At 43.8% G+C, this 11,498-nt stretch carries 11 protein-coding genes, 3 tRNA genes and 1 pseudogene; 10 read left to right on the top strand and 5 right to left on the bottom strand.

Annotated elements, in window-relative coordinates; translation table 11 throughout:
• The first annotated feature begins 16 nt into the window (after window positions 1-16).
• Together LP107_RS03775 and LP107_RS03770 are read left to right on the top strand one after the other, a co-directional pair.
• Window positions 17-367: a Spx/MgsR family RNA polymerase-binding regulatory protein gene (locus tag LP107_RS03775; protein ID WP_078274009.1), complete on the top strand. Its 351-nt coding sequence runs from the start codon at window positions 17-19 to the stop codon at window positions 365-367.
• Between the two features lie 53 nt (window positions 368-420).
• On the top strand, window positions 421-687 hold the full coding sequence (locus tag LP107_RS03770; RefSeq protein ID WP_112742521.1) for a hypothetical protein: 267 nt from the start codon (window positions 421-423) through the stop codon (window positions 685-687).
• 282 nt (window positions 688-969) lie between these two features.
• On the opposite strand, the gene argB is transcribed toward LP107_RS03770, so the two are convergent.
• Together argB and dut are read right to left on the bottom strand one after the other, a co-directional pair.
• On the bottom strand, window positions 970-1,878 hold the full coding sequence (gene argB / locus LP107_RS03765; RefSeq protein WP_112742522.1) for an acetylglutamate kinase: 909 nt from the start codon (window positions 1,876-1,878) through the stop codon (window positions 970-972).
• 53 nt (window positions 1,879-1,931) lie between these two features.
• The gene (dut, locus tag LP107_RS03760; RefSeq protein WP_078274031.1) at window positions 1,932-2,396 is read right to left on the bottom strand and encodes a dUTP diphosphatase; all 465 of its coding nucleotides are present in this window, start codon (window positions 2,394-2,396) and stop codon (window positions 1,932-1,934) included.
• Window positions 2,397-2,576: 180 nt separating this feature from the next.
• On the opposite strand from dut, the gene LP107_RS03755 reads away from it, so the two are divergent.
• The 6 genes and pseudogenes from LP107_RS03755 to LP107_RS03730 all read left to right on the top strand — a co-directional run bounded on the left by LP107_RS03755 (window position 2,577) and on the right by LP107_RS03730 (window position 5,659).
• Window positions 2,577-2,652, top strand: a tRNA-Lys gene (locus LP107_RS03755).
• A 35-nt stretch (window positions 2,653-2,687) separates the two neighbouring features.
• A tRNA-Lys gene (locus LP107_RS03750) sits at window positions 2,688-2,763 on the top strand.
• A gap of 1 nt (window position 2,764) precedes the next feature.
• Window positions 2,765-2,840: transfer RNA gene (locus LP107_RS03745), tRNA-Asn, on the top strand.
• Between the two features lie 286 nt (window positions 2,841-3,126).
• On the top strand, window positions 3,127-4,227 hold the full coding sequence (locus LP107_RS03740) for a PhoH family protein (RefSeq protein ID WP_112742836.1): 1,101 nt from the start codon (window positions 3,127-3,129) through the stop codon (window positions 4,225-4,227).
• Window positions 4,217-4,768, top strand: a complete 552-nt coding sequence (gene ybeY, locus LP107_RS03735) for an rRNA maturation RNase YbeY (RefSeq protein WP_112742523.1) — start codon at window positions 4,217-4,219, stop codon at window positions 4,766-4,768. The genes LP107_RS03740 and ybeY overlap by 11 nt, the downstream gene beginning before the upstream one ends.
• A 329-nt stretch (window positions 4,769-5,097) precedes the next feature.
• Window positions 5,098-5,659, top strand: a pseudogene (locus tag LP107_RS03730) (IS1 family transposase).
• Between the two features lie 159 nt (window positions 5,660-5,818).
• Here the strand turns inward: LP107_RS03730 and LP107_RS03725 are convergent.
• From LP107_RS03725 to LP107_RS03715, 3 genes are all read right to left on the bottom strand, one after another.
• Window positions 5,819-7,321: a tripartite tricarboxylate transporter permease gene (locus LP107_RS03725; protein WP_112742524.1), complete on the bottom strand. Its 1,503-nt coding sequence runs from the start codon at window positions 7,319-7,321 to the stop codon at window positions 5,819-5,821.
• Window positions 7,322-7,324: 3 nt separating this feature from the next.
• Window positions 7,325-7,777, bottom strand: a complete 453-nt coding sequence (locus LP107_RS03720; RefSeq protein WP_112742525.1) for a tripartite tricarboxylate transporter TctB family protein — start codon at window positions 7,775-7,777, stop codon at window positions 7,325-7,327.
• Window positions 7,778-7,840: 63 nt separating this feature from the next.
• Window positions 7,841-8,950 (bottom strand): Bug family tripartite tricarboxylate transporter substrate binding protein, encoded by a 1,110-nt coding sequence (locus LP107_RS03715; RefSeq protein WP_078274003.1) that lies wholly within the window; start codon window positions 8,948-8,950, stop codon window positions 7,841-7,843.
• Window positions 8,951-9,352: 402 nt separating this feature from the next.
• On the opposite strand from LP107_RS03715, the gene LP107_RS03710 reads away from it, so the two are divergent.
• Together LP107_RS03710 and LP107_RS03705 are read left to right on the top strand one after the other, a co-directional pair.
• Window positions 9,353-10,096: a sulfite exporter TauE/SafE family protein gene (locus tag LP107_RS03710; protein ID WP_078274002.1), complete on the top strand. Its 744-nt coding sequence runs from the start codon at window positions 9,353-9,355 to the stop codon at window positions 10,094-10,096.
• Between the two features lie 250 nt (window positions 10,097-10,346).
• A complete protein-coding gene (locus tag LP107_RS03705) occupies window positions 10,347-11,450 on the top strand; it encodes a TAXI family TRAP transporter solute-binding subunit (RefSeq protein WP_112742526.1) in 1,104 nt (367 codons plus the stop codon).
• Window positions 11,451-11,498 lie beyond the last annotated feature (48 nt).

Below are 11,498 nucleotides of genomic sequence, written 5' to 3'. Positions count from 1 at the left end.
AAAGCGAGACACCCCCATGACGACCATTTACGGCATAAAAAACTGTAACACCATGAAAAAAGCCTTTGATTTTTTAAATCAAAACGGCATAGCACATGAATTTTTTGATTATAAAAAGTCGGTACTAAGCCAAGATGATTTTGCCAAATTTGTGGCAACCTTTGGCGAAAAAGTCATCAACAAACAAGGCACAACCTACCGCAAATTGGACGATGACACCAAAGCCATCTTGACCAGTGGCGACACGAGTGCCATGTATGAGATTGTCAAAGCCAACCAAAGCGTGTTAAAACGCCCAATCGTCATCGGCGATGGCGTGGCACTTATCGGCTTTGATGAGAGTGAGTGGGCGGGGGAATTTAATTAAATCCTGTTGAGTGAATGTGGTTTACTCTAATGGTTATTTAGAAAGGCTTGACAGTGAAAACAAATCTTACGAAGTGTTTTGTCTTTGTGGCTGGGTTTTTAGCAGGGATTGTTTTTATCATCCTGAGTAACCGCTCATCTGACACCTTATACCAATGGAAAAATCCATCTGATACTTTGGTGCTGTCAGTAGCGACCAATGGCACTAACTATAACGCTTGGTTATCTAGCCATGATTACCATCGGTTTTTCTTAACGCCTTTTGCTAATGGTAAGGTTTTGCCGAGAGGTGTGATGATGGTGGTTGATGAAAACTTTTGAGATTATCAAAATTTAAAAGTTGAATGGCTGGATAATGGCTGTTTGATTACAGCAAAATACGGTTATCAGATTTATATGCCTTATCCTAGCGAAGAATTTCCTTAGGTAGATAACAGTGGTGTAGGGTGGGCTAAGCCCACCTTTTTTGTATTATGATTGTCATTGGCAAGTTTGTTTTACAAGTTGGATTTTAATTGTAAAATCTAATAAATTGAATGACTTACATTTTAGATGGCAGGTTTTTCCCACCCTACGCCAAATGCAAATTTGCCTGATTTAAACTCAAACTTCCCTTAAAATCTGCGTTCCCACACCTTCTTCGGTAAAGATTTCAAGCAAACAAGCGTGTGGCACTCGCCCGTCCACGATGGTCGCACTTCTAAGCCCTGCTTTGACTGCATCCAATGCCCCTGCGATTTTGGGTATCATGCCCCCGCTGATGGTGCCGTCAGCGATGAGATCATCCACGTCTGTGGGCGATAGACTGGTCAGGATATTGCCACTTTTATCTAGCACGCCTTTGATGTTGGTGAGCAGAAGTAGGCGTTCGGCATTTAAAAACTGGGCCACACGGCTTGCCACTAGATCGGCATTGATGTTATAAGTCTCGCCATTTTCGTCCACACCTAGTGGAGCGATGACGGGGATAAAGTCGCTATGGATTAGCATATTGATGACATCTGTATTGACGTGGGCGACTTCACCGACAAAGCCCAAATCAATGGGGCTACCATCTTTATCCGTCATGGCAAGTTTGGCGGCGGTGATGAGATTGGCATCTTTACCTGTCAGACCAATTGCTTTGCCACCATGTTTGTTAATGAGATTGACGATAGATTTGTTTACGCTACCGCCCAGCACCATCTCTACCACGTTCATCGTGTTTTTGTCGGTAACTCGCATGCCGTCTATGCGGTCAGACTCACGTCCAAGCTCATTCATGAGATTATCCACCTGCGGACCTCCGCCATGCACGACCACAGGATGAATGCCGACCGTTTTTAGTAGGACGATATCTCGGGCAAAAGAACTTTCTAACACAGGGTCGGTCATGGCATTACCGCCATATTTAACGACAATGAGCTTATCTTTATAACGCTGGATATAAGGCAGGGCGGTCGTGATGACCTCGCTTGTGTGTTTGGCTTCGTCTAGGGTTAGGGATTTGTGGTTTGGGGCTTTGTATTGCATGGCATTTTCCTTTCAAATAGTTGTAAAAATTTATCAATTACCAATAAAATCAATCACTTAATCCCAGAGCTACCAAACCCACTTGTCCCACGCTCGCTGTCATCGCTAAATTCATCGACAATCTCAAAACTTGGACGTACCACAGGCACCACCATATATTGAGCCATGCGTTCGGCAGGATTTAGGATAAAATCGCTATCGCCTCTGTTCCACACTGACACCATCAGCTCGCCTTGATAGTCAGCATCAATCAGACCAACAAGATTACCAAGCACAATGCCATGCTTATGCCCAAGTCCTGAACGTGGCAAAATAATCCCTGCAAAATTGGGGTCTTTGATATAAATTGCCATGCCTGTACCGATGAGTTTGGTCTCGCCCGCTTTGATAACCACAGCTTCATCAATGCACGCCCTTAGGTCTATGCCTGCCGAGCCGTCTGTGGCTCGGGTGGGTAGGGGAAAGGCAGGGTCAGTGCCGATTTTGGGGTTTAGGAGTTTGACTTGGACAGATTGCATAAGATTGCCTTTTAAATAACTCAATTTCATCAATGATTGGCTAATTTTAAGCAACTGCCCCCAAAAAAGCAATGCCAAAGCCCCAAAAGCCTTTTATTTTGTTAAATTTTTAAAAATTTCATAAAAAACGCTTGACGTATCAAAATTTACCTGTATAATACGCACCACGTTTAGTGATAAGGGTCGTTAGCTCAGTTGGTAGAGCAGTTGACTTTTAATCAATTGGTCGCAGGTTCGAATCCTGCACGACCCACCATTATCCTAGATGACCGAATAAGCCTTGTGCTTAGCGGGTCGTTAGCTCAGTTGGTAGAGCAGTTGACTTTTAATCAATTGGTCGCAGGTTCGAATCCTGCACGACCCACCATTCCCCAATAGCTCAGTCGGTAGAGCATCGGACTGTTAATCCGTGTGTCCCTGGTTCGAGCCCAGGTTGGGGAGCCATATTTAAAAACCCTTTTCTATTTTGGAAAAGGGTTTTTTGTTGTTTGAATGTTATTTTACGGCTTGATTTTTTGTTTTTTGAAAGCATATAAGCCTTGATGATTTTTGTTTTGGTGTTGTTAAATTTGGGGTATATCGACAGGCGCGCTCAGCACGCCCCTACAAAAACATGATTTTTAAAATGCAGAATTGGTATATATTAAGGTTAATCAACCGCATTTACCCCAAAATCATATTCCAAAGCATGATTGACAACACCTATTTTATTTTTAAAAAGGAAACCCATTTGAGCCTAACTCACACCCTTAGTTTTGAACTGACCCCCTTTGAGCTTCGCACCCTGCTTGGCGAATACAACACGCACCTAAAATACCTACAAGACCGCCTTGATATTAGCATTGTCAATCGTGGCAATGACTTTATACTCACAGGCGATTTGACCCAAGTGGAGCGCGCCCAATATGTGCTGGGCGAGCTTTATGAGCTTGCCAAAAAATCAGACGACATCGCCCCAGAGGACTTGCACCTACTTATCCAAGCAAGCCTTGCCCGAAATCCAGAGACTACCCAAACGCACACGCCTGTGAGCCTATCGACTCGCAAAGGCAAAATCACGCCAAAAGGACACAACCAAGCCGAATATGTGCGCAATATTCTGCTCTCCGACATCTCGTTTGGTGTAGGTCCTGCTGGCACGGGCAAAACCTACCTTGCCGTGGCGGTGGCGGTGGATATGTTAGAGCGTGGCGAGATTGAGCGAATTTTGCTTGTCCGCCCTGCGGTGGAAGCTGGCGAAAAATTAGGCTTTTTACCGGGCGATTTGACCCAAAAAATTGACCCCTATTTACGCCCTCTGTATGATGCTTTGTATGAAATGCTTGGCTTTGAAAAGGTGGGTAAGCTCATCGAACGCCAAATCATCGAAGTTGCCCCACTTGCCTATATGCGTGGGCGGACTTTAAACAATTCTTTTGTTATCTTAGACGAAGCCCAAAACACCACGCCTGAGCAGATGAAAATGTTTTTAACACGGCTTGGCTTTGGAAGTCGTGCAGTCATCACAGGCGACACATCGCAGGTGGATTTGCCCCGTGGTCATAAGTCGGGACTTGCGGTGGCGTTGCAGATTTTGGCAAATATTGAGGACATTCACATCACGCAGTTTAGCAGTAAAGACGTAGTGCGTCATCATCTGGTGCAAAAAATCATTGACGCTTATGATGCTTATGATGCGGTGGAAAGCAAAATCGAGAGTGAGCGAGCCGAAATCCGCAAAAAACAACGAGAGGAACAAGAGCTAAACCGTACGTTAAACGCCTTGTCCTTTTTAAATAGCATAAAAGACGACAAAAGCGGTCAAGATGGCAAGGACGGCAATGATGAATGAAATAACGCTCAGTTTTGCCGATGATGTGGCAGGTCTTGCTGAGTTGCCAATTTATAATGAAATAAAAATTACAGAGATTTTTAATCATGCCTTAACGGTGATGAATGACAAAATCACGCACGGTTTGGCGTTGCCCTATTATCCATTTGATGAACTACCTGCTCAAAACTGGATAGATTTGCCAAAATCTTTGGATATTTATGTCTGTGGCACAGATGAGGGGCGTGAGCTCAACCTTGACGCTCGGGGCAAAGACTACGCCACCAACATTTTATCCTACCCAAGCGACATACCAAGCGATGTCTGTCAAATGATGAATAATATACCACTGGGCGAGCTGGTGATTTGCCATGATGTGGCGGTGCGTGAAGCAGATGAGCAAGGCAAAACGGTGGAAAATCATTTAACCCATTTGCTGGTGCATGGCATTTTGCACCTACTTGGGTTTGACCATGAGCTTGGGCAAGCAGAACAAGATGAAATGGAAGGGTTTGAGATTGAGATTTTGGCAGGGGTTGGGGTTGGCAATCCCTATGAATGACAAAATTTCATCATACCCCAAAACAAAATAAACCAACAACGCCCCCAACCGCCCACGTTTGGGGGGTATTTTTATATCAAAACCACAAACGACATTGGCCCAAAAAACACCACACCTTTATAACAAATTCATAGATCACACGAGTTATTTGTTATTGACAAGTCCCCCCGCCTTATAATGAAACTTTTATTTTTTGGAATGGGTAAAATGATAATAACAGTTCTATTTTGTGTCATCATGACTGTATTGTTTATTAGGTAGTAATCCAAAAAGTATGCTATAACAAAAACTAAAAAGACAACTTGCACAAAAGTTGGTAATTTACGGTTATGAAGACACAAATTACCATTACTTGCCCAAGTTGCCTGTCGGTTAGTATAAAGAAAAATGGCATAGAAAGCTATGGCAAACAGAGCTATTTTTGCAAAGATTGTCATAGACAGTTTGTTCATCATTTACAGCTTACTGACAAAGGTTGTCAATCTTACATCAATGACAAAATACGCTTAATGTCAGCTTGTGGTTGTCGTATTGCTGACATTGTGATACTTGAACAAGTCAGTAAGGGTAAAGTATTTAGCGTGCTTGCAAACAGTAATCACCAAATCAAACCAAGACAAAAGCATTACAATACCTTAAAGATAGATGAGTTTAGGTATGAGTTTTAACAAAATTGCTTGTGATGATTGGGACAGCTTTCTTGTTGCTTTTAAGCACTCTATCAAACAAGTGGGCAAACGCTTTACCGTTGGTATTGAAGGCAACAACACAAGGCTTAGAGCCTTTGTTAGGCGAGCATTTAGAAAAACGTGTTGTTTCTCTAAAAACCTAACCAATCATCTTAAAGCATTTGACTTGGTGTTTCATTATATCAACCATGGGTGGGTGTAGCATACTTTTTGGGCTAGAGCCGATTTTTTCTCCGCCGTGTTTGATCTTATCATTATCATAGCAATCATCGGCATTATTTTAGCCATATTCTTTTAAATATATCAAAAAAACACCCCAAAATCACTTACTTTTAGGGTGTTTTTATACTTTTATGAATGATTAGTGAACTTTTTTCACTTTTTTACCTTTAATCACACGATAAATCGGCAAAATCACCATGATGATGGCAAGCACCCACAAAGTCATGGAAATGCCACTTTGCCATAGGATATCCAAATCGCCTTGTGAAATGGACAACGCACGGCGTAGGTTAGATTCCATCAAATGACCAAGTACATAACCCAAAATAAGGGCTGACAATGGGAAATTGAGCTTACGCAAGAAATAACCAAAAATACCAAGCCCAATCATCAGCATGAGGTCAAAAGTGGTGCTGTGAATTGAATATACACCCACAAAGCTCACCGCCGCAATGGCTGGGATTAGGATGTAGTTTGGAATGTCGAGCAGTTTGGCAAAGAATTTGACAAGCGGTAAGTTTAACGCCAGCAAAATCACATTACCGATAAACAAAGACGCAATCAAGCCCCACACGATGTCAGGTTGCTCAGCAAAAAGCTGAGGACCGGGCGTGATGTTGTACAGGGTCAAAGCACCCATCATCACGGCAGTCGTACCCGAACCTGGCACACCGAGCGTCAGCATGGGAATGAACGAACCACAGGCAGAGGCGTTGTTGGCAGCCTCAGGAGCCGCGATACCTCGTAAGTCGCCCTCGCCAAACTTACCACTCTCGCCTGCGATTTTACGCTCGTTTGAGTAGGTCATCGCTGAGGCGATGGTCGCACCCGCCCCTGGTAGCACACCCACCACAAAGCCCGTCAAGCCACTACGCACAATCGCACCTACTGCCGACATGAATTCTTTGACATTGACCATGCCACGCTTGCCTTGTTCTAGGGCTTTTTGACCCACGCTTGTCTTTTCTAGCATGATGAGAATTTCACTCACACTAAAAAAGCCGATGACGATGGTGGTAAAGGCGATGCCATCAGACAAATTGACCAAACCAAAGGTAAAACGATACACACCCGTTACCGCATCAACACCAACAGTGGCAAGCAGTAGCCCAATGACTGCCGCAATACCTGTTTTTAGGGGAGCATCGCCCACCAAGCCACTAAGACAGGTCAAGGCAAAGACCATGAGGGCAAAATACTCAGCAGGACCAAAGCTAATCGCCCAGTTTGCCAAAAGCGGTGCAAACAACACCACCCCTGTGATGGCAATCATCGAACCGATGAACGAACTTAGGGCGGATAATGACAAGGCAATCCCTGCCTTACCTTGTTTGGCAAGCGGATAACCGTCCAGCGTGGACATGATCGCCGCCGCGTCCCCCGGCACATTTAGTAAAATCGCTGAGATACGACCGCCATATTCACAGCCTAAGTAAACAGCAGCAAGCAAAATCAACGCACTCTCAGGTGGCAGACCCATCGCATAAGCAATCGGTAGCAAAATCGCCACGCCGTTAATTGGACCAAGCCCAGGGAGCATACCCACAATCGTACCAATAAATGCCCCAACCAAAGCGATGATTAGGTTTTGAGGTGCGGTCGCAACAGCAAAGCCTTGCATTAAAAAATTTAAAGTATCCATGATTTACCCCAAAATTGGCCTCAAAATACCCGCAGGCAGGCTCACTTCTAGCGGACCATTAAACAAATAATATGTGCCTACCGCCATTACCAAAGAGGCGATGAGTGTCTTGTGCCATTTACCATTAAACAACACACCCACCGCCCATGCCATGAGTGTGGTCGCCACGATGTAGCCAAGCATCTCAAACAGCACAGCATACAAAGTCATGGCAATGGTACAAAACGCTAGGTTTTTGATGATGGGCTTATTGAGACCCAATTCGATTTTTTCGGCAAATTTGGCAGGACGAAACACAATCACTGCACTCAATACCGCCAAAAGAGTCAATAGCATGACAGGATAAGGGCGGGGACCGATGGGGTCATAAGAAATGGGTGCGGTATAGCCCCATGCCATGACAAGCAAAATGAGCGACACCAAAAGCATAAGCCCTGAAAATATACGATCTACCATAAAATTTCCTTTTTAAAAAACCAATCCCAAAACAGGATTGGTTTTGTCATCATGAGATGATGATTATCTTTTTTCTTCAGTAGGTTTAGCTTCTTCGGCAGGAGCATCAGCAGGCTTTTCTTCTGCTTTTGGCGTGGTTACATTACCTTCAACCAAGTTAAACTCAGCCGACAAAGCATGTAGCTCCTCTGTTTGCTCATAGACATACTTAGTAAGTTCATCGCCTGTCATGGCAAATGGCAGAAGTTCACGGTTGGTGCGAAGTTCAGCAAATTTAGGGTCAGCCAGCATTTTGTCAAATTGACCTTTCCACCAGTTATAGGATGCATCAGATGCCTCTGGTGCCATGTAGTAACCACGAATCACAGGCCACTCAATGTCAAAACCCTGCTCTTTGGCAGTAGGAATGTCTTTAAAGCCCTCGCCTTCCAAACGCTCGGCAGAAAACACCGCAAGCACACGCAATTTGCCTGCTTTCACATGAGGCATGACCTCAGCAATACCTGCCGACACCACTTGAATGTGGTTGCCAAGTACCGCTGTTACTGCCTCACCGCCACCCTCCATCGCCACATAGCCCATAGTATTTGGGTCAATGCCAGCCGCTTTGGCAAGTAGAGCTGTTTGCATCCAGTCTTGACCGCCCACACTACCACCTGCCCCAAAGGAGATAGATTTGGGGTCTTTTTTCAAGGCATCAACTAGGTCGTTCAGGGTTTTGTAAGGTGAGCTTGCGTTTACCGCCACCATGCCATAATCTGTACCCACCGCCGCAAGCCATTTCACATCTTTTTCGGTGAATTGACCGAATTTGCCTTGTGATAGGTTTAGGATAGAGCCTGTGGAGAACGCCACAATCGCATCGCCATTTTTGCGGTCGTTGGCAACGATTTTGTTGTATGCCACCGCACCCACGCCACCGGGCATGTAGGTAACACGCATGGGTTTATCAAGCAGACCTAAGTCTTGTAAGCCTGACTGAGCAAGTTTACAAGTTAGGTCAAAACCGCCACCTGGTTTGGCAGGGGCGATACATTCAGGGCGTTTTGGGGCTTCGCCTGCTACGCTTGTATCACCGCCTGTTGTGCCTGATTGAGCTTGTTGTTTATCGCCACCGCATGCAGTCAGTGCCAAGATAGATAGGGCAATCGCTCCGTATTTAAAAGCTTTCATATACCACTCCGATATTTTAAGGTATAAAAACCCAATAAAACCACACCCTTCATACCTAAACTTAGTGGCTTTATTGGGATAAGTCCAATATTCATTTTGCGATAATTTATCATTAATCCAAACGGCTTATCACAAAACTTCACTTATCATATAAAAATAAAAAACATTTTGCAACAAAAAATATATAAATTTTATAAAAAATAATGGCTTTTTAATCAGCAAACCATCATTAATTCATAACATGTAATAATACACTTTATATACACAGTTGATGGCTTGTTGTACATATAAATTATATCATTACATATTTTATAAAAAAATGGTGCAATATATAAAATACATGATTGTATTTTATATGAAATATTGCTACATTAATGCCATGTTTATGATACTGATATTGCCATGTCCAATGAGTTTATTTTAGGGATTATCAACTTTTTTACATCTGCTCTTGCTGGCATTACAGGGCTTGGCGGTGGCACGATTTTACTGGGGCTCATGCCAATGTTTCTAACCGCCAGTGCCATCATTCCCGTGCATGGCTCAGCACAGCTTGCCAGCAATGTCAGTCGCATTTGGTTTGGTCGTCATCAAATGGATTTTACCTATGTTCGTCCTTTTGCGGTGGGGGCGGTGGCAGGTATGTTAGTATTTGGTACGGTGGTGCGATTTATCCATTTAGAACTTATTCCGTTATTTATTGCGATTTATATTTTACTTACCCAATGGTCAAAAACCATTAATCACTTATTAAAAAGTTTTGAAAACTTTTATTTAATTGGTTTTTTACAAACGGGCATAGGTTTATTTGTCGGAGCTCCTGGTCCACTTCATATGCCCTTACTCATGAAAAAATATGAGGATAATGATGTCATCGTCACCACAGGCTCGCTCATGATGACGACTGTTCATGTGTTTAAGTTGGCAATTTATGCGATATTGGAATTTCAATTTTTGGCATATTGGCAGGTCATTGTACTGATGGCAATCTCTGCCTCGCTAGGCTCATGGGCTGGGGTCAAACTTCGCCACAAAATCCCAATGGCATGGCTAAAAACTGCCCTACCCTATATTTTGACCATCATCGCCCTAAAAATCATCTATGACAATGCGGTCAAATTTGGGTGGTTGGGAGCGATGTTTTAATAAAATTAAGTCATCATGCCATTATCACTTAAAACCACAGCTTACACATAAAACCACCCACAAAACCCAAACAAATCGCTCCAAATCAAATGTCGCCTTTGGGTGGTGTTTTTGTGCTTTTGGCAAATTAAATACTCCATGATTTCAAAAAACATAATTTTTTATTGACAACTTTTTTTGACTGTATTATCTTGTTAAAATTGTGTCTAAATGATGACAATGGCAACCTTCTTTATTTTAGGAGTAATTCATGAAAGCATTCAACAAACTTGCCCTCGCCTGTATCATCGGTACATCTACCCTACTCACCGCTTGTGGTGGCGACAAATCTGCCGAGCAAAAAACTGACAGTAGCCAAAACACAAGCACTACTGCAAGCGATAAGTTAGAAACCAAATTTGTAACCATCGGCACAGGCGGTGCGTCAGGTCCTTATAACATCATCGGCACCTCACTTGCTGAAGGCTATGCCAGTCAGTTCGGTGCCAACGCCAAAACCCAAACCACAGGGGCATCGGTTGAGAACCTAAACCTACTTGACCAGAAAAAACTAGAAATGGCATTTGTCATGAGTGACGCTCTTAACGAAGCGGTAAGCGGTACAGGCAACTTTAAAGCCCCACTTACCAGCGTGTCACAAATCGCCACGCTATACCCCAACTATGTGCAGATTGTTGCCTCACAAGCCTCAGGCATTAAAAGCATTGAAGATTTGCGTGGCAAACGTATCGCTGTTGGCGCCCAAGGCTCAGGCGTAGAAGTCGCCACTCGTGCTTTGCTTGAGGGCTTTGGTATCACTTATAACGATGTTAAGGTGGATTATTTAGGTTATGCCGAAGCGGCTGACGGTCTAAAATCAGGCAAGTTAGACGCAGCGTTCTTGACCAGTGGTCTGCCTAACTCATCGCTCATGGAGCTAGAACAAGGCTTTCAATTACAAATGGTTGCCATCCCTGCTGACAAACTTGCCGAGATTGCCAAAACCAAAACTTACTTTGTCCCCATGAATATTCCCAAAGGCACCTACAGCAATACCGAAGATGTGCCAACGGCGGCGATTTTAAACACCCTTGTGGTGCGTAGTGATTTGAGCGAAAATGACGTTTATCTTTTAACCAAATCACTCTTTGAAAACTTGCCTGCCCTGCAAAACGCTCACCAAGCCGCCAAAGACATTGACATTGCTAAGGCTCAGACAGGCTTGGTTGCACCACTACATGCAGGGGCAAAACGTTACTATGATGAAATGGGTGCTGCTACTGCCAACGAACCCATCTCTGGCGACACCGTCCAAACCACAGAGAGCGAAGCAACTACCGAAACTGTTAAAACGACCATCGAAGAGAAGAAGTAAGTCATTATCATCAAGCACCCAAAAACCATAGTCATCATCAGCATGGCT

This window comes from Moraxella bovis, from assembly GCF_025985205.1.
Classification (GTDB): Bacteria; Pseudomonadota; Gammaproteobacteria; order Pseudomonadales; family Moraxellaceae; genus Moraxella; species Moraxella bovis.
Note: the sequence above shows the minus strand (reverse complement) of the source record. Positions and strands in the feature narration are given on the sequence as shown.